The organism is Streptomyces sp. TSRI0281, assembly GCF_001905125.1.
Taxonomy (GTDB): Bacteria; Actinomycetota; Actinomycetes; order Streptomycetales; family Streptomycetaceae; genus Streptomyces.
On record NZ_LWLE01000012.1, the window covers coordinates 458,829 to 477,682 of the forward strand.

The 18,854-nt window shown below is 72.0% G+C and carries 13 protein-coding genes and 1 pseudogene; 1 reads left to right on the forward strand and 13 read right to left on the reverse strand.

Going from position 1 to position 18,854, the window contains the following annotated elements; all coding sequences use genetic code 11:
• Positions 1–16 precede the first annotated feature (16 nt).
• The 10 genes and pseudogenes from A6A29_RS47550 to A6A29_RS19705 form a co-directional block, all read right to left on the reverse strand.
• Positions 17–2,302: pseudogene (locus A6A29_RS47550) on the reverse strand (SAV_2336 N-terminal domain-related protein); the annotation flags it as partial.
• The gene (locus A6A29_RS19670) at positions 2,299–3,339 is read right to left on the reverse strand and encodes an AAA family ATPase (RefSeq protein ID WP_079182869.1); all 1,041 of its coding nucleotides are present in this window, start codon (positions 3,337–3,339) and stop codon (positions 2,299–2,301) included. The gene A6A29_RS19670 and the pseudogene A6A29_RS47550, both read right to left, overlap by 4 nt.
• The gene (locus tag A6A29_RS19675; protein ID WP_073721466.1) at positions 3,336–5,495 is read right to left on the reverse strand and encodes a VMAP-C domain-containing protein; all 2,160 of its coding nucleotides are present in this window, start codon (positions 5,493–5,495) and stop codon (positions 3,336–3,338) included. Before A6A29_RS19675 ends, A6A29_RS19670 begins: the two co-directional genes overlap by 4 nt.
• A gap of 5 nt (positions 5,496–5,500) precedes the next feature.
• A complete protein-coding gene (locus tag A6A29_RS19680) occupies positions 5,501–5,980 on the reverse strand; it encodes a CU044_2847 family protein (protein WP_073721467.1) in 480 nt (159 codons plus the stop codon).
• 49 nt (positions 5,981–6,029) lie between these two features.
• On the reverse strand, positions 6,030–6,704 hold the full coding sequence (locus A6A29_RS19685) for a DUF5825 family protein (RefSeq protein ID WP_073721468.1): 675 nt from the start codon (positions 6,702–6,704) through the stop codon (positions 6,030–6,032).
• Between the two features lie 118 nt (positions 6,705–6,822).
• Complete coding sequence (locus A6A29_RS19690) at positions 6,823–8,796, reverse strand: RiPP maturation radical SAM C-methyltransferase (RefSeq protein ID WP_073721469.1); 1,974 nt, start codon at positions 8,794–8,796, stop codon at positions 6,823–6,825.
• Between the two features lie 254 nt (positions 8,797–9,050).
• A complete protein-coding gene (locus tag A6A29_RS47555; RefSeq protein ID WP_274535814.1) occupies positions 9,051–9,173 on the reverse strand; it encodes a hypothetical protein in 123 nt (40 codons plus the stop codon).
• Positions 9,133–10,956: a S9 family peptidase gene (locus A6A29_RS19695; RefSeq protein WP_073721792.1), complete on the reverse strand. Its 1,824-nt coding sequence runs from the start codon at positions 10,954–10,956 to the stop codon at positions 9,133–9,135. Before A6A29_RS19695 ends, A6A29_RS47555 begins: the two co-directional genes overlap by 41 nt.
• Before the next feature lie 113 nt (positions 10,957–11,069).
• Positions 11,070–12,440, reverse strand: coding sequence for an MFS transporter (locus A6A29_RS19700; RefSeq protein ID WP_198953108.1), 1,371 nt, complete (start codon positions 12,438–12,440; stop codon positions 11,070–11,072).
• A 782-nt stretch (positions 12,441–13,222) separates the two neighbouring features.
• Positions 13,223–14,206, reverse strand: a complete 984-nt coding sequence (locus A6A29_RS19705) for a LuxR family transcriptional regulator (RefSeq protein ID WP_198953109.1) — start codon at positions 14,204–14,206, stop codon at positions 13,223–13,225.
• 216 nt (positions 14,207–14,422) lie between these two features.
• Between A6A29_RS19705 and A6A29_RS19710 the strand changes: the two genes are divergently transcribed.
• A complete protein-coding gene (locus A6A29_RS19710; protein ID WP_073721472.1) occupies positions 14,423–15,835 on the forward strand; it encodes an aminopeptidase P family protein in 1,413 nt (470 codons plus the stop codon).
• 124 nt (positions 15,836–15,959) lie between these two features.
• On the opposite strand, the gene A6A29_RS19715 is transcribed toward A6A29_RS19710, so the two are convergent.
• From A6A29_RS19715 to A6A29_RS19725, 3 genes are all read right to left on the reverse strand, one after another.
• Entirely contained in the window at positions 15,960–16,172 is a 213-nt protein-coding gene (locus tag A6A29_RS19715; RefSeq protein ID WP_073721473.1) for a hypothetical protein, read from the reverse strand.
• Between the two features lie 110 nt (positions 16,173–16,282).
• On the reverse strand, positions 16,283–17,389 hold the full coding sequence (locus tag A6A29_RS19720; protein WP_073721474.1) for an alpha/beta hydrolase: 1,107 nt from the start codon (positions 17,387–17,389) through the stop codon (positions 16,283–16,285).
• Between the two features lie 227 nt (positions 17,390–17,616).
• On the reverse strand, positions 17,617–18,510 hold the full coding sequence (locus A6A29_RS19725) for a hypothetical protein (protein WP_073721475.1): 894 nt from the start codon (positions 18,508–18,510) through the stop codon (positions 17,617–17,619).
• Positions 18,511–18,854 lie beyond the last annotated feature (344 nt).

Sequence of the window (18,854 nt, forward strand, 5' to 3'; positions counted from 1 at the left end):
GGCCGAGTTCATCGCGGAGCAGTCTGCGGATATCCGTGTACACCGCGAGGGCCTCGGCCTCTCGGCCGCTGCGGTACAGGGCGAGCATCAGATGCGCGCGCAGCCTCTCGTTCACCGGATGTGCCTGGGTCAGGCCGCCGAGTTCGGGAATGATCGCGGCATGATCCCCCGCCTCCAGATCGAGTTCGATACGGAATTCGAGGAGCGCGAGGCGCCACTCGGCGAGACGGGTGGCCTGGTCCGTGGCGAAGGGGCCCGTGATCCCGTCGAGCGGAGGTCCCTCGGTGCGGGCCAGCGCATCGGTCAGCGCCCGCCGGGCCCCGGCAAGGTCGCCCGCCGCCCGTGCCGTCTTCGCCTCCTCGTGGAGCCGCTCGGCGACCGTGAGATCCAGGTCCGGTTCGTCCCTCTCGCCCGGTGCCGGCAACCGGTAACCGTCCGCCGTGTCCTCGATCTCGATCCCGGCGGAGGCCAACGCCCGCCGCAGCCGGGAGACATAGGACCGCGCCGCCTGCGTCCTGTCGTCGGGCGCCTGCTCACCCCACACCGAGTCCACGAGCACCGTGTCGTCCACGGCCCGGCCCCTGCGCAGCAGCAGCGCCACCAGTACCGCCTTCTGCCGCGACGATCCCATCGGGACCGGCTCGGTGCCCCGCCAGGCGAGATGCGGTCCGAAGACGGTGAACCGCAGGGGTACCCGGCGCGCGCCCGGAACCTCCGCGACCGGCGCGGCCCTGCCGTACAACCGGTCCAGCACCGGACTGACCAGGACCGCGAAGGCGGATGTCCCCGCCGAGCGGTGCTCATTGCCCCGCGGATCGTCGAGCAGCGCGGCGAAGTCCGGCATCCGGCCGAGATAGGGCTCCAGCGCACCGCCGACTGCCTCGACGACCTCGATGGACTGTTCCACGCTGAGCCCGCTCGCCAGCAGGTCCCGGATTCCGGGCCTGAAGTCGTAGAGCGGATCGGCCGGCCTGCCCCCGACAGCCGTCGGCAGACGAAGGTCTCCCGGCCCGCTGTCCTCCATCGGCCGCAGCAGATCACCGAGCAGGACCTCGGCGACCGCTGTCGGTGACGTGCCGGGCAGTGAGGCGATCCGTACCAGCTGGATGACCGGCAGGCTGAGCGGCCTGATCGCGGAGAGCCGCACGGCCAGCCGGTAGGCGTCCGGGGAGAAGGAGGCCCGGAAGCGTTCCAGACGGTGGTGCGGGAGCGTCGAGGGGGGAGGACCGGCAGCCCGTGGCGCCCCGCCACCGGCGTCGAACAGGGCGATGTCCACCAGCGAGGGAGTGCCGGGCCGGGTGAGGAGCCGGGCCCACGCGGACAGCGAGGACGGCGTGAGCGCGACCACCGGGACAGCGGGCCGGTCCGCCGTCCGGCCGACCGGCAGACCACTGAGCGGGTCGAGGACCCGGAGCTCGCGGGCGGGCGCGAACGGCCGCTCCGCCACGACCGGATGAGGCTGTGCGTCGAAGGCCGTGCCACGCCACAGCCGCCGCGGCAGCGGCGGCAGCACGGTCAGCGGCCCGGCGCGCCCCCACGTCTCGATGAACCGGTCCGCCGCAGGGCTCTGCCATGCCTCGTCCACACCGTCCGTCAGCACGAAGGTGACGGGCGATTCCGTCCGCGGAGTTCCGGTGGGGCGGTGACCACCTCCCAGGGCGAACCGGTGCACCCGTACCGCACGGAACACTCCGGCTCGCTCCAGGAGGCGCTTCACCTCCCGTGCGAGCGGCTGCCAGAGCCGCATGGACGGCGAGTCGTCCACGAGCAGGACAGCCGTGTGCCGCAGCTCCTGCTCGGGCCGGGCCACCACGTCGAGCACACCCGACTCGGCGGTGAGCCGGACCGTGGCCTCGATGTCCGCGACCGTACGGTAGCGGTGGTCGCGGTAGCCGCGCAGCGGGCGCAGCGCGCGGGCCAGCGGCTGCGTCCCCGGCAGTGCCCGGGGCCCCGGGGCGCGAACGGAACGGGCCCGGGTCCCGGCGCCCTCCGGTGCGGCGCCGCCGCCTTGGCCGTCGGCGGCGTACAGACGGTGCGGCCGGCCGGCCGGCTCCGCGGCGGGCGCCGTGACGCGCGGATCGCGGGCGGCCTCGGGCGGCGCTGCGGGCGACCCGGGCCCGGCGTCCCCCACCGGCTCCACGACGGGCGCATCACCCGGCCGGACCGCCGGCGGGCCGGTCGCCGGCTCGGGCGCCGGTGCTGCGTGGCCCATCGCCCGCGCGAGCCAGAGCACATCGAGCAGTTCGGGCGCCGCCAGGTCGTACCCCAGGGAATCCAGGAGCACGTGCAGCCGATCGATCATGAGGGGAACGCTTCGTCCAACCGGTGCATGACCGCGCCGAGCAGCTCCTCACGCGTGAGGTCGGCGCCGGTGACCCGCAGATGGACGGCGGCGAGCAACTGGTCGGTGGCCAGGCTCTGTACGGCCGCCTTCCGGAGGAATTCGGAGATCAGATCGTCGGCCTCGGCCAGGGCGGCCTCACCGAGGTTCTGCCGGACGATGTCACGGAGCTTCGCCTCGTCCGGGTCGCGCAGGTCGAGCCGGACACAACGGCGCAGGAAGGCCGGGGGGAAGTCCCGCTCCCCATTGCTGGTCATGACGACAATGGGGAACTCTTCGCAGGCCACCAGGCCGCGCTGCACCCGGATGCGTTCCCTGCTGCCCGTGACGAGAACATCCGCGGTCTGCTGGTGCTCGGGCAGCCTCGCCAGCTCCGGGATCTCGAACTCGCCCTCCTCCAGCACCACCAGAAGATCGTTGGGAAGGTCCAGATCGGACTTGTCGAGTTCGTCGATGAGGAGCACGCGAGGGCCGCCGGTGGCGGCGAGCGCTGTTCCCAGCGGCCCCAGACGCAGGTAGTTGCCGATGTCCGAGCTCTGCGCGCCGCGCCTCTTGAGCCGCCGTGCCGGACCGCGCGGCGTGTCGCGCTCACGTTGCAGCGACGCCTCGCGCAGTCGGCCGACGGCGTCGTACCGGTACAGGGCGTCCAGCAGCGTCGACCGGCTGTTCACCGACCAGCGGAGCACCTCGCCCAGCCCCAGGTCCTCGGCGAGGGCGCGGGCCAGCGAGCTCTTCCCGGTGCCGGGACGGCCCGTCACCAGCAGGGGGCGGCGCAGATGGAGCGCGGCGTTGACGACGGCGATCTCGTCGGCGTTCATGAGGTAGCGCTGGGAGCCGGGGCTGCGCCGTGCGGCGGGGAAGCGCCGCCACGGTGGCGGCTCGGGCAGGTCGGACGGGCCGCGGAACACCCACCAGGGTTCGGCGGGCGAGCTGCTGTCACCAGGTGCTGTGGCGCGTGGATGCGGCACGACGCGGTCTCCTCGTCGGGACGGGTTCATGGCTGGGTGAGGGTCCACGGGGCGGGTGCCAGGGGCGGTGGCCGGTGGTCGGGGCCGTCGTGCAGGAGCGACAGCTCACGCCCGTGGTGGGTCGTGCAGTCCGGATCGGCCATGGCCTTGGCCCGCTCCAGCCGGACCGCTTCGGGGATGCGCGCGTGATCGACACCCTCGACCAGCGCCAGCAGGTCCGCCGCGATCTGCCCGCCGTGCTCCTCGCGGTGCCACAGCACGGTGTGGACCCCGGCCTGGATGCACTGGCGCAGCACCAGCCCCTGGTACTGCCGGTCGCAGCAGACGACGACGATCCCGGCCTCCGGATTCACTTCGAGTCTGGCCTGCGCCACCGCCGGGTCGGAGGAACGCTGATCGAGCAGCAGCCGGGGCGAGGACGGCAGCGCGCTGCTGCGGCGCTTCCACCCGGCGTGTGTCTCCCGGGTCCGCTCCGAACTGCGCAGCACCACCCGGCGGGTGATGCCGGGCCGGAAGCCCCCGTCGTCGGCGCTGCCCGGGAACTCCCAGGCGTCCACATCGAGCCGCAGCCAGGCGGGTGCCACGAAGAACTCGACCAGCGCCGTCTCCGGATGCTCCTCCACCTCCGTACGCAGCACCTGCCGGATGGCCTCCACGACGCGGTGACTGGTGACTTCGGTGTCCTCGGTCAGGACCACCTCGTGCCGTCCGTCGCCGCTCCAGACCCAGATCTGATACGTGAAGAGATGGCCGGTGGACACGGGCAGCAGCTCGACCTGGACCCGGGGCGGAGCGGTGCTCGGCGGTCGCGCTCCACGCGCCCCGGCCTGCGCCGAGACATCCGCCCGGAACTGGGCGACGGCGGCGGGCGCCACGCCCAGCCGGGGGGCGGTGCTGCGTACCCACGCGTCCAGATCGTCGGCGAGATACGCGCCCGACGCGCGCTCCTGGACGCTGATGTGGATGACGCCCTGCAACAACGGGGGCATGGGCTGGCCGGGTTGGGCGTCGTAGCGCTCCAGGACATCCGTGGCGTCCGCGAGATCGAGGGGCCGCGGCAGGTCGTCCGCGTAGGGAAGTACGGTGCGCACGAGCGCACCCGGGTCGGTGGTGCGGCACTCGGCGAGCAGGGCGTTGAGATTGCGCCGCTGCCCCGGCGACAGCCGTTCCCGCGGGCTGACGATGCGCGCGATCCCGAGCGCCCGCTCCCAGTCGGGGTCGGCCGCAGGGGAGCCGGGACGGAGTTCGGCGAGCTGCTCGTAGACGATGTTGAGGAGTTCGGGGACGCCCCGGCGTACGCCCATGGCCATCCCCGCCAGCCGTTCGATGTCGGCGGCCGGACCGGAGGACCGCCGCCCGAGCCGTCCGGCGAGCCGCTCCTCGCACGCCATGATCTCTCTGCGGGTCGGCAGCAACTTCTCCAGTGCGCCCAGGAGTTGCTGTCGGCCGCGGCCCGCGGCGGGGACGGCGACCGGCGGAAGACCGGGGAGTTCGGACTCGATGGAGGAGAGCCCGATCGCGTACATCGCGGCGGGCGGGGTGTACTGCCCGGCCGGTGCGGAGTGCTCCCCTTGCGTGCGGCTCTCGTGAGCGGCGACGACCAGCCCGACGACGGCCTGCCGCTCCCGGTCCCACAGCGGCCCGCCGCTGAATCCCTCGGCCACGGTCCCGCCCAGGACGTCGAGCGCGATCCAGGGATGGGCGGAGACCCGTGGCATCGCGCGGAGGGTGGGCAGGGCGTGCCCGCTCGCCCACTGCGCGATGACCTCGTTGCCGTCCCGATGGGTCAGGAAGGGTGCCGGTTCGGCGCCCGGTGGGGCCTCGGTGTCCAGCTCGACGACCGCGAGATCGCCGTAGTACGGAAGGGCGCCGGCTCCGGGCGGGCTCGGGCGGTCGGCCTCGGGGCGGCTGCGCGGCGGCCGCCAGCAGTGCGGCAGCACCCGGCCGATCAGCTCGCGCTCCCGGTCGACATGCGGGAACCTCAGCCCGATCTGCTGCCCCCGCGACGGCAGGGGCGTGTCGAAGCGGTGCCGGCCGAGTGCGCTGTTGATGACATGTGCGCAGGTCAGGACCAGGGTGGGGGAGAGCAGTACGCCCGCACCGACCGGCTGGTCCCGGCCCAGGACGGACACGAACGCCCGGTGCAGCGGTGTGTCGGCGAGCGAGGGCGTCACATCCAGCCGCATACGGGTCAGGAACCGTTGACCTGGCTGGGCAGCTCTGCGACGGGCGGGTGCGTCGGCGCGGCTTCCTCCGTGCCGTTGAGGTTCCAGGTCGCCGAGACGGTGAAGCTGGCCTCGCCGCTTCCGGAGAACACGCCGAGACTCAGGTCGCTGCCCAGCGTGACACCGAACTCGACCGTGACCTCGTCGGGCCGTTGGGCGAACCGGCTGAAGGAGTCGTGGATGCCGCTCAGCACCCCGCCGAGAGGACGCAACGCGTCGCTGAGCGCCTGACCGCTCCGGGTGAGGGTCCGCGCCGTGCGTCCGTCGGAACTCACCGGCCGCGCGCTGCCGAACCCCGGCGGCAGGTCCAACTCGCCCGCCGGGTCGCCGTCGTGCTCGCCGGTGCGCGCGTCGGCGGCCGGACGGTCCGTCGGCGTCCCGGTCTGCGGCGCAAGGTGCAGGCGTACGACAGAGCCGTCGTCGAAGGTCAGTCTCACATCCTCCATGGCCGAAGTCTTTCACGACAGTGGGGGGTTCGCCGTTCGTTCGCCGGTCTCAGATCGCCATGGGCTCCTGGATCCACCGGCTCACGCGGTAGGGAACCCACCAGGCCAGCGGTCCGAGATGGAGGACGAGCTTCTCCTCGGTGAAGTCCTCCAGGGCGTCCTTCGGCACGGACCGGCTCGGAGCCCCGTAGGAGAGCTCCTCGACGGCGCTGCGGTAGTGCGGCTCGTCCGCCGTGAAGCGCTGGAGGTTGCCCCAGCGGCGATCGCGGATCTGGAGGAAGCCGGGGCCGTTGCGCCACAGGCATTTGCCCAGGTAGTGGCCGTTGCGCCAGGTGGTGAGCGTGGCGAGCGGGTCAGGTGCCCCGTGCAGGGTCCGGGGCGGCTGGAGATGACTGAGGGTCAGCCAGTCGTCCGGGCGCGCGGGGTCCAGCCGGAGGTCCCACTCGACGAGCACGGCGCGGGCGGTGAGGTCCCGGACCAGGCTGAGCGCCCGCACGGTGCGGCGGGCGCTGTCGAGGTCCCCCGCGGCCGTGAGGTCCACGGCGGCGGGCAGGATGACGCGGCGGGCGCCCAGTTCCCAGAGCCGGTCGCTCTCCTGTGCCACGGGGCCGGTCAGATCGAGTTCGCCCAGGAACATGCCGGGCAGGGCGCAGGCGGCTTCGTCGTAGTCGCGCCAGGCCGCGACGCGCAGGGTGTCCGCGGTGGTGTCGAGGGCTGAGTCCATGGCAGGGCGTCTCCGGCTCGTCGGGTTTCGCTCACATCGGGCAGATCAGCGGGTCAGCTGGTGGGTAGGCCGGTAGGCCAAGGGGGAGAGGGCGGGGTGGTCGGGGGAGCGGGAGGCGTCAGGCGAGTACGGCGTCGCGGTCCGTCCTGGCTCCGCTGTCCGTTCCGCGCTCGGACCCGGAGCCGGACTCCGGCGGGGAATCGGGTGCGGGCGCCGCGTGCGCGGTGCGCATGAAGCCCAGGCGCAGCAGGTCCTCGTTCACGGCGGAAGGGGCGAGGTGCACGAAGTGGCCGCCGTCGGTGAACAGCAGCCCGCGCTCCTGCCAGCGGGCCAGCAGCGCGTCGACGTCCGCCTCGGTACGGGTGTGGCCGGGCACCCGTACCGTCGCCTTGCGAAGGAGCGAGGCCGGTGCGTGGGGCTGGTCCAGCAGGCGGAAGACCGCGATCTCGAAGGGGTCGGACAGTTCCATGACCCGCCAGTCGAAGGCGCGCCGCCTGCTGACGAGGATGATCCGGTCACCGAGGTCCGCCTGGGTGAGGCGGGCGTCGGCGTGGTGCTCCTTCCAGAGCGCCAGCGCATCGTTGAGAGCCGAGACGGTGGTCTCGCCGATGCCCCGCTGAGGTGCCTCGAAGACGTAGGCGAGGTCGTACAGTTCCTCTTCCGGCAGATCGTAGGTGAAGCGGTAGTGCGCCTCGGGCCGGAGCCCGGAGAACCCCAGTTCAGGTTTGTTGAAGTACGGGCTGAAGCGTTCGATCGCGATCCGTGCGGAGAGATCGACGGGCGGGTCGAGGTGTTCCAGTGCCGGAATCTGGCCGATGACCCCTTCGTAGTCCTTCGCGCTCTCCCCGGGGAAGCCGTGGAGGTAGTTCCACGAGATGGACAGCCCCGTCTCCGCACCGTCCCGGAGCATCCGGACGTTCTGGCAGCCGCTGACGCCCTTGTCCATCAGGTCCAGCACGCGCTTGTTGAGGCTTTCGATGCCGGGCTGCACGTAGATGAGGCCGGCGTCGGACAGCGTGCGCAGCTGGCTGCGCCGCATGTTGGCCTTGATCTCGATGTGCAGCCGCAGGTCGTAGCCGCTGTCGATGATGCGGGGCAGCACGGTGGAGAGATAGCCCATGTCGAGGATGTTGTCGACGACGTACATGTCGAGCACCCGGTGCTTGCGCGCCAGTTCCATGATCTCGTCGTAGAAGACATCGGGGCTCTTGCTGCGGAACTGCATGAAGGAGCCGTTGAGTCCGCAGAAGGTGCAGTGGTGCTTCTCGCCCCACCAGCAGCCGCGCGCTCCTTCGACGACGAGCTTCGGCTCGACCCAGTTGCGGGCGGCGGAGGACGCCAAGCGTTCGAAGTAGCCGCTGTAGTCGGGCGCCAGGATGGTCGCGGGCGGCAGCGGGCTCGATGCCATGGCGTTCACGGTACTCACCCCGTCGTCCGACCGGTGGCACAGACCGGACACCCCGGCCGGGTCCTCCCCCGTGGCGAGCGCGTTGAGCAACTGGGGGAAGGCGGCTTCTCCCTCGCCCCGCACCACATAGTCCACGAAGGGGAAGTTGCGGTGCAGGGCCGCCCCTTGTTCGGCGTCGCAGTTGGCGCCGCCCATGACCGTCCTGATGTGCGGGGCGAGCCGCTTCACGTGCTTGGCGGCGGCCAGCGCCGCGGTGTTCTGCTGGAACGTGGAGGTGAACCCGACGACGTCGGGCGCCTCGTCGACGATCCGCTGGGCCATCTCCGCGACGAAGTCCGGTGCCAGACGGTGCAGTTCGTGGGACATCTTGAGGCGGGACTTCTTCAGCCGGGTGCGCATGGCCTCGGTGAACTCCGCCTCGCGCCAGGAGGGGTCGTCGTAGAGGGCCGAGGAGAAGACCCAGTCGCCGCAGCCCATGAAGTACGAGGAGAGGGCGTAGTACTCGTAGTCGTCGGCCGTGAACTCGGTGCGTGAGGTGATCCAGTCGGTGAATTCCAGGTTGGCGTGGAGCACCGTCGCCGAGGCCCCGGGAACGCGCTCGTCCACGCTGCGCTTGAGGATCCCCAGGGCGAGTGACGGAAGGTCGATGGGCGACCAGGGCATATTGACCAGCAGAACACGCACGGGGGCTCCTTGCGGTGGCGTCGCGGCGGCGGGGCGGGGACGTGCGGGGGCACCGAGGCACTCGGGACGGTCCGGACCGTCAGGCGCTCCGGAGGCCCGGAGGCCCGGAGGCCCGGAGGCCCGGAGGCCCGGAGGCCCGGAGGCCCGGAGGCCCGGAGGCCCGGAGGCCCGGAGGTACGAGGTCCCGGGTCCCGGGTCCCGGAGGGGAGGAGGGCCGGCCCGGTGCGCGGGGCATCGGACCGGCCCCATGAGGACTAGCTCTCGGTGTCCGAGTCCTCGGCGTTGCGGATGGGGACCGTGATGGTGATGCTGATGCCCGGCTTGCGGCTTTCCTCGTCACCCGTGAGCGGGTCGTTGTTGATGATGTCCTTCTGCATGATGGGTCTGCCTTTCCGTGAGGCGTTGCGGTGTGCCGTTCGCGGCCGCTGCGGAATCGCCCGTCGGCCGGACGGACTCCCCCCGCCGGGTGGCGGGGGGCGCTGTGGGGGTGGTGCGCTGACGGCCGCGCAGTTCGCGGTCGAGGAAGACGAGGGCGCCGCGCAGAACCTTCACGTGGTCCCGCCCGTCGTATCCGTCGTGGCCGGTGTCCAGCCACAGCGCCTCGTGCCGCTTGTGATGGGCGGCCAGCTCGTCCAGGTACTCCCGGATCTGGCCGGGCGGGCACTTCACGTCGTGCGTCGCCGCGACGAGCAGCAGCGGCGCGTCGAGGTGCGGGACGTAGGTGTGCGGCGAGCTCCGCGCGTAGACCTCGGGGAGGTCCTGCGGCGTTCCGCCGAAGAGCCGCTCGTCCAGAGCGCGCAGGGCCGGTGTGGTGGTCGCGTGGGCATGGGCGAGATGGGCGACCGGTTTCACGGCGACCCCCGCCTGCCACAGGCCGGGCCGGGTTCCCAGCGCCAGCAGGGCGAGGTACCCGCCCCAGGACGTGCCCCAGAGGGCGAGTGCCCGCGGGTCGGCCCAGCCGCGCGCGACCAGGTCCGCACGGACCGCCGTGAGGTCGGCGACCTGGGTGAGTCCGACGCCGTCCGTCATCGCGCCCCGCCATGCGGGCCCGTACCCGGTGGAGCCGCGGTAGTTGACCCGGGCGACGGCGAACCCGGAAGCCACCAGGGAGTGCACGGCGCCGTCGTAGGCATCGCGGTCGTGGTCGGCGGGGCCGCCGTGGACGAGGAACACCGTGGGCGTGGGCGCGGACGTCCCCTCGGGCAGGGTGACCAGGGTGTGCACCGGTCCGTCGGGGCCCGGAGTCCACAGATCGTGGGGCACTCCCGGTACCCGCGGGGCGAGGCGCGCGGCGGAGGGCAGCGGGGTGCCGGCGGTGGAGAGCGCGCGCGGCGGGGTGGCGGTACTGGTCCAGAGGGTGTGGACGTCGCCGTTCATGTGCTCGGAGGCGTCCAGCAGGGTGCCGGGGTCGGTGGGCAGCACGGTCAGCGTGCGGGCGGCGAGGTCGGCACGGTGCAGGATGCTGCGGCCGTGCCGGTCCTGGCGGACGAGCACGGAGCGGCCGTCCGGGCACCAGCGCCCGGTGATCTCCGTGTCGAACGCGCACCACGCGTGGGTGACGAGCGGCTGCCCCGGGGACCAGGTGGCGAGCAGGTAGCGTCCCTGCCACTCCCGTATCAGCAGCAGATCCCGCTGCCCGGTACGGGGCCCGAACCCGAGGGACCACAGGGCTCCACCGGGTTCGTGGAGCACGGCGCAGCGGGTGCCGTCGGTGCGGAAGACGGTGACCGCGTTCGCGGAGCGGGCCTGCGCGCTCACGGCGAGCAGACCACCGGTGGCCGTGATCCCGGTCAGGGTGGCGTGATGGGGGAGGCGGGTCACCGTACGCGCCTCGCCGCCGCGCCGGCCGCAGTGCACGGTGGTGCCCTCCGCGTCGGCCAGGGCGACCGCGACGGTGCCGGTGCGGCTCACGCTCAGACCACGGGCCGGACCGGCGGGAACGCCGAGCAGGCCGTCCCGTGCGGGCCCGCCGTCGAAGGGCTGGAACTTCCAGCGGCCCACACCGCGGGCGTCCTCCTCGAACCACCACACATGGGCGTCGGCGTCGATGGAACCGTGGAACGTGCCCAAGGGGTGGTCGGTCACCTGCCGGGCGGTGGCGGTCGTGGCATCCCAGGTGAAGACCTCGCAGCGACCCCCCGCGTCGGCGGTGAAGACCATCCGGAGCGGATCCGTCGCGCACACCTCGGGCAGCGCGTCCCGGGAGACGAGATACGGAGGGGGTGCTTCGCCCGCGGTGCGGCTGTTCGCGGAATCTGCGGTCGACGGGCCCGTCACGAGGTGCTCCCGGTGCTCTTGAGCGTACGAGGATGAGCCGAACTCGTATACGCGGCAAGGCCGATGAGGGCCACCGCGCAGCCGAGGGCCGGTCCGGCCGTGCCCGCGCGTGACGCGAGCAGCCCCGCCGCCGCGGGCCCCAGTGCGGCGGCGCCGCCCGCGGCGGCGGCCAGGACGGCCCCGGCCCGTGCCTGGAGGTGCGGCGGAGTGGTGGCGATGGTCCTGGACTGGAGGACGACGGTGGCCGCGGGCAGGATCAGGCACACCGCGCCGAACAGCGTGGCGAAGGCCCACGGCGAACGGGTCGCGGCCAGACCCGCGGCGAGCGGCACGAGCAGCCAGGTCACCGCGAGGAAGGTGCGCGTGGCACCGAGCCGGCCCGCCAGCGCGGGTGCCACGAGCGCGCCCGCGATGCCCGCTGCCCCGGACACGGCCAGGACCACCCCGGTCGCGGACCCGCTGTGGCCGTCGTGCCGGAGGGAGAAGAGCACCCCGAAGTAGAGGGCGGACAGCGCCCCGTTCACGACGGCGGTCCACAGCATGACCAGGCGCAGCAGCGGAGAGGAACCCACCAGGCGCAGACCGGCGCCGACTTCGGCGAGCAGGGCCGTGCGGCGAAGCCGACGCGCGTGCCGCTCCGGACCGCCGCCACCGCTGCGGGGACCTGTCGCGCCCGGTGTCTCCTCCCCGGGCCCGTCCGCGAGGGGTGTCGCGGTCTCGGTGTCCGCCGTGGCGGGGGCACGCAGATCAGCGCGCATGAACCGGATGCACACGGCGGTCACCGTGTAGGACAGGGCATCGGCGAGGAAGGGCAGGGCACGGCTTACCTGGTAGAGCGCGCCCCCGAGCAGGGGTCCCAGGACCAGGGCGACGTTGTCCCCCACCTGCAGCCGGGCCACGAGGCGGGGGTAGCCCGCCGGCGGGCAGATCATGGCGATCGTTCCGCGGGAGGCGGCCTCGTAGGAGGCGGTGCACAAGCGTTCCACGAGCACGGCGCACAGCAGCAGGGCCAGTGGCGGCCGTCCTGACGCCACGGTGACGGACACGGTCGCCATGGCGAGAGCGGCCCCGCTCGCGGACCACAGCATCACCGTCTTGCGGGCCCCCCGGTCGGCGGGGACCGCCGCCAGCGGGCCCAGCACCATTCCCAGGGCCGCGGACGCACCCGCGATCAGACCGACTGCGGCGGGCGAGTACCCCAAGGTGAGCAGCAGCAGGGGAAGCACGATGCCCGAGGTCTGGCTCCCGAGCGCGTCGGCGGTGCTCGCCCACCAGAAGAGGCGTACGTCGCGGGGCGGAGCAGGGGGCTCGGCCGCGGGCGGAGTGGCCGGGCTGTTGTCCGCCCGGGACGCCGATGTCCCTGCCATCCATGCCCCCTCTCCGCATGCGGCGACGACCGGAGGTTGTTCACCAGTCGTCCAGAACTTGCAGAAAATGCCAAGGAATTGAAACGAGCCGGAGCCTAACCAGGCGTCACCGAGCGCCACAAGGCCAGTACGGGGTGCAGTATGTCCGGCTCCGCGGCGCAATCCGGCCGTGGACCCGATCCCTGTACGAACCCGGGGGGTCGTGTGCCGCTTACCGTTCCACGGCCGTACGGCAGCGCGTAATGCGCGGTGGAAGGCTCCGGCACCACGCCCGGTGAATTCGCTCCGGCACACGGCCGATCGCCCGGTGCCGGGCGCCCCCGCCCGGCCGGGCCACCCATGCCTCGGGGCCGGCGCCGAAGCCCCCGTGTGCTCTCACCTCGTCTGTCCGGCGTGCGAGGAGGCGCGGAGGGAGGCCGCGCTGCGGGAGTGGGCCGTCCCCCGGGCCGTACGCATCGACGGTGCCACCCCTCACGGGAGTCGGCTTCCTTTCGTTCTCGGGGGCGAACGGCGGACCTCCGCGTCGGTGAGCCGGTGGCCGGCCCGCTCGCGGGACGATCTTGACGTCCCGCCGGGCCGGGTCCACTCACCCATCGTTCGCACGACACTCCCCGGCCGCATGATTGGCCGAAAGCAGAGGCGCTCCCTCCGCTCCCTCCGGTCCCTGTACGGCTCGCGAGACCCTCGTACGGCTCACCGCTCCCTCGGGCGGTTCGCGCCGCCCTCGAACAGCCGTCGGCGGCTGATCGGTCCCGGAACCGGTTCGCCCGTCGGCGGCCCGGTCACAACCATCCGGAGCGCTGTGCCTGCAAGGCCATCTGGAAGCGGTTGGCGGCGCCCAGCTGCGCCATCAGGATCTGCAGGCGGCGGAACAGCGTACGGCGGCTGATTCCCAGCTCGCGGGCGATGACATCGTCGCTCGCGCCGCCCGCGAGGAGCCACAGCAGCCGGCGGTCGGCGGCAGGCAGACCGCCCGGCCGGGTGGTGCGGCCGTGGAAGGGCAGGGCGTTCTGCCAGGACTGCTCGAACAGCGCCACGAGCGCGGAGAGCAGACCGCACGGCTGCACGACCAGCATGGTGTTGTGCACGTCGGCCTCCTTGATCGACAACGACACGAGTGCGTACGCCTCGTCGATGATCACGAGTTTGACCGGCACCGACGGCAGCACCCTCGCCTGCTCACCGGCCTTGATGCACGGCTCGATGACGTTCTTCAGGTGGCCCGGATGCTCCAGCGACTCCCGCGAGTACACGACGCGTTGCGTCACACCGCGGGCGAGTGTCGCCAGCGCGTCGTCCGTGGCTCCGGGCAGGGGGAAGTACGGCGGTGACTCGAACTGCCGGATCCTGTCGCGGGCACTCGCCCAGGCATGACGGATCCTGGGGCCGATGGCGTCGCCGGTCACGACCTCGACGAGATGATCGTTGTACGCGGCGAGCCGCTGCCGCCGGAACGACTCGAACGCGCCCCCGACGGTGATGCGCGACTCCTCGACCTCGGCCGCCCGGTGCCGGGCGAGGATCTCCAGGCCCGCGGTGGGGGGAACCGGCGCCACCACGTCCTCGCCCTCCTCGGCGGCACTGGCGAGACCGGCGTCGACCAGCGCGCCGTACGACGCGGCGAGATCCGCACCGTCCAGACCCGCCGCGGTCCCGATCGCGCTCAGCGGCGCGGGGGCCAGCTCCAGCAGCGCCAGATAGACCCGGACCGCCGCGTGATCGATTCCCAGAAGCCGCAGGGCCTCGCCGAGTTTCCCGTTCGTCATGGACCACATTATCGACGGCTCCGGCCAGGGATTTGGCGGATCTGTGCCAGTGGCGGTCTTCGGCACCGCACGCTCACCGCGCGCGATACCGTCCGGGAGCCGCCGACGACCGGCGGCAGCGAGGGCGCCCGGGAGGCACCGCGAGCGGCAGCGGTCCGCGCGGCTCCCGAGGCCCCCCTCGCCGCTGAGGCACTCACCCACAGGAAGGCGTACGACGTGGCGAAAGGCCGAAAGAACGGTCTCTACCCAGGGATCTCCGAGGAACTGTCCGCTCTGATGCGGACGGGGTGGGCGGACACCGAGCGGCACGACCTGCGGCTCGCCGAGCAGGCCCCATACGCGGCCGGCCGCCGCGCCGCGCTCTCCGCGCGCTTCCCGGGCGAACGCCTAGTGATTCCCTCGGGGAACCTCAAGGTCCGGTCGAACGACGACGCCTACCCGTTCCGCCCGTACTCGGGCTATGTGCACATGACGGGAGACCGGGCCCGGGACGGCGCCCTCGTCCTCGAACCCCGTGCGAACGGCGGCCACGACGCCTACTGCTACCAGCTGCCGCGGGACAGCAGGAACAACGACGAATTCTGGACCGGCCCCACGGCGGAACTGTGGATGGGCCGCCGCCGCTCCCTCGCCGAGTCGCAGCTCGTGCTCGGTCTGCCCTGCCGCGACGTCCGTGCGGCGGCCGATGACCTGGCCGCCGCCACCGCTGCGCCGACCCGGATCGTCCGCGGGATCGACCCGTCCCTGGAGACCGCCGTCACCACCGAGGAGGAGCGTGACGCCGAACTGGAAGAGGCGCTCAGCGACCTCCGCCTCGTCAAGGACGACTGGGAGATCGCCGAGCTCCGCAAGGCCGTGGACTCCACCGTGCGCGGATTCACCGATGTGATCGGTGAGCTCTCCCGGGCGATCGCGTCGTCCGAGCGATGGATCGAGGGCACCTTCTTCCGCCGTGCACGCCTTGAGGGCAACGCCGTCGGCTACGGCTCGATCTGCGCCGCGGGCGAACACGCCACGATCATGCACTGGACGGACAACGACGGTCCGGTACGGGCCGGGGACCTCCTCCTGCTCGACGCCGGCGTGGAGACCCACACCCTCTACACCGCCGACGTCACGCGCACCCTGCCGATCAGCGGCACCTTCACACCGCTGCAGCGCAAGGTCTACGACGCGGTGTACGAGGCGCAGGAGGCCGGCATCGCCGCCGTCAAGCCGGGCGCCGCCTACCGCGACTTCCACGAGGCATCCCAGCGTTACCTGGCGGCCCGGCTGGTCGAATGGGGTTTCATCGAAGGCCCCGCCGACCGCGCGTACGAACTCGGCCTCCAGCGCCGCTTCACCATGGCGGGCACCGGTCACATGCTCGGTCTGGACGTCCATGACTGCGCCCAGGCCCGGCACGAGGAGTACGTCGGCGGTGTTCTGGAGCCGGGCATGGTGCTCACCGTCGAGCCGGGACTGTACTTCCAGCCGGACGATCTCACGGTGCCCGAGGAGTGGCGCGGCATCGGCGTCCGGATCGAGGACGATCTGGTCGTCACCGACGACGGCAACGAGAACCTGTCGGTGGGCCTGCCGCGGTCGGCGGACGACGTCGAGGCATGGATGGCCCGGTTCGCGGGCTGAGCGCGTCGAAGAAGGGGTCCGGCACGCACCCGATGATCTCCGGGCCCTGTCGATCACCCGCCGGGACAGCCGGGCCCAGCGCGACGCAAGGCGTTCGCGCCGGGCTCGGGACGGGCTCGGCCGCTCAGAACAACCGGGCCGGCTCCGGCATCCCCGGGGTCACGAACAGCACCGGGTCGCCGTCCGGGGCCCGGACCGGTTTCAGGCTCCCGGGGCACGACTTCAGCTCCGCGGTCCTGCCCGATGCCGGATCGTGGCGGTAGACGAGCCCCTTGCTGCTGACCGCGACATCGCGGCCGCACCCGGGCTCGGGGCACTCGGTACGGGGAAGAGACATGCGCCCAGTCTCGCGTGTCTCCTCCCCGTACCGGACGTGTCCGGAGGAACTCACCCCCTGATGATCGGTCCGGGGTCTTCCGGGGAGCCGTGCGCCACGGCTCCCCGGGGTCAGCTCGCCGCGGCGAACTCGGTCGTGAGGCGGGGAATGTAGTCGGCGAGCGCGGGGGCCCAGCAGCCGTAGTTGTGACCGCCGTCGCACGTGGGAGCCAGCGTGGAGCCATTGCCGTAGTTGATGAGGCGGCTGGGGAGTCCGAGCACGTCCAGACGGTCCTTGACCGTCCTGGCGGCGATCTCGGTGAAGTGGTCGATGGGCCCCTGGTCGCCGGTGTAGAGCGTGACCCCGGTCCCGGTCAGAGCGGCGAGGTTGGCCTGGGCGGCGGGGTTGACCGCTTTCCAGACGCGGTCCGCGTCGAGGACCGGGTACGGGGAGCCGAAGATCGCGTCACTGTCGACATAGGGCCCGTAGCCGGTGCACCGGCCGGTGCCGGACGGGGTGGAGCTGCTCACCGCGCACCACGCGCCGGTGAGGTTGAGCTCCGTGGCCAGGACGGCCGCGCGAATCTCCGCCATGCCGAAGTCGATGCCGCCGGACAGGGAGGCGACATGGCCGAAGAGGCCGGGGTGGGCCTCGGCGTAGCGCAGGGCTCCGTAACCGCCCATCGAGAGACCGATGACCGCCCGGTGTCCCCTGTCGGCGACGGTGCGCAGATTGGCGTCGATGAACGGGATGACCTGGCTGATGTGGAAGGTCTCCCAGTTGGCCGCGCCCAGAGCGGTTCTCTGCATGACCCAGTCGGCGTACCAGCCCTTCAGGCCGCCGTCCGGGACCACGGTGATCATCGAGTCCGAGCGCAGAGCGGGGGCGGCGGCGGCATCGTCCACGGTGCCGCCTCCACCGTGGAGGAAGTACGCCACGGGCCACCGTTTGGCGGGCTCCGTCCGGTAGCCGGCGGGAAGGAAGACGCGGATCTTGTGCCGGCCGGACAGCTGCGGGGTTGTCACGGTGATCGTGAAGTCCGTGCTGGAGTGCACTTCGGTGGCGTCGGTGACCTGGGTCAGGCCGTAGCCGTCGGTGAAGCTCGGGATCACGGGGGTGTCCGCGTGTGCGACCGGTGCGGACAGTGCGGTCAGCACCGCCGTCGCGGCGATCGCGGCAGCGGCCGCCTTGGCGCGTATCGTGGCGCGGATCTGTGCGCCGGACATCATGGGTTTCATAGGGCGTTCTGCTTTCGGTTTGCCGTGGGGGACGGTCACTTCGGTCGTCCCATGGGGCCGGCTGCTCGGCGGACCGGGCGTCGGGCGGTGCCGGCCCGGGGCGAGGGCCGTGAGGGCCGGCCGGCTGTCGCGAGATGTTCCGGTCGTTTGCGCGCGATCACGGTGCGGCGTCGCCGTCCCCGATGGCGTGGAACGCGGTGCGGGTGCCGTGTGCCCGCGCACGGCCCTCAGGGGTTGGTGGTGACGCGGAAGCCCGCGCCGTAGACGCCGGGGTGTGCGGTATCCCGGGCACGCAGGTCGGCGAGGATGTTCGCGGAGCTCGTATAGGCGTACTGGGGGACTCCCAGGAAGATGGCCTTGGTGATCCCCGCCCAGGGGCCGGTTGCCCGGAAGCCGTTCCCGGACGAGGGGTAGGCGCTGCCGGGCACGTGCCAGATCGCCGGTCCCCCCGAGTCTCCGGCCTTGTGCGGAGCCCAGGACTGGTAGATGCCGCTGGAGTTGTTGGTGATGCGTCCGTAGTAGACACCGAGCTGACCGGACACCACCAGTTCGTTGTTGTCGAACAGGGCTGTGCCGAGGAGGCGTTCGACGGCCAGCGGCGGGGTGAGGGCGTTGGGGCTGGGCTGCCCGCCGGCAACCGCTGTCTCACCCACCTGCTTCAGGTGCGGGCCCTGCGAGGAGGGGGTCACGGTCGGCACCAGCTCGATGATCATGTAGTCCTTGGTGGCGTGCCCGGTCATCGAGCCCTCGGGATCCTTGAAGTACCGCACGTACCCGATGGGGCCGAAGCCGGCGTCGCCGCGATCGTAGACGGGCTGGATGTTCTCGGGGATGTCACGGTCGGCGTACTCCTCGCCGCGCAGGCAGTGCCCCGCCGAGATGGCGATGTTCCGCCCGTAGGTGTCCGTGCCGACCGCTCCGATCGTGCAGAAGAGGTCGGGTGTGTCCGGCCGGAAGATGATCTGCATGGCGTTGAAGACACGCTTCTCCCCTCCCGCGACCGCTGCCGTCGCCGTTCCGGCCTCGGCCGCGACAGCGCCCGTGGCGCCGGTGGTGCCCGTCAGAGCCAGGAGAAGTCCCAGGACTCCGGCGAGAAGACCGACAATGCGCCGTTGACGCATGCGTATTCCTTTCCTCGATGATTCGACATGTTCAGGGCCGGGCGGGGCGGCGTCCTTTCCGCTCGGCCGCCCGGACGTCCCATTCCGGTGGGCAGGCAGAGCCCTCGGGCTCAATTCCCGTACCACTGACGGCATGAGGCCGCGAGGGTCAGCAACAGGACGAGGATTCCCACCACCTGAAGACATCCCGTACCCCCGTTCGGACTCTTGCGATCGACTTCCACATGGCCGCCGGGCTCAACGCCCGGATGCCTCTCGGCGTAGTGCTGGATCAGCCGGGTCTCGGCCTGGGACTCGCTGAGCCATGGCGTCTTGAAAGCGCATTCTCCGCACCAGCAGCGGTA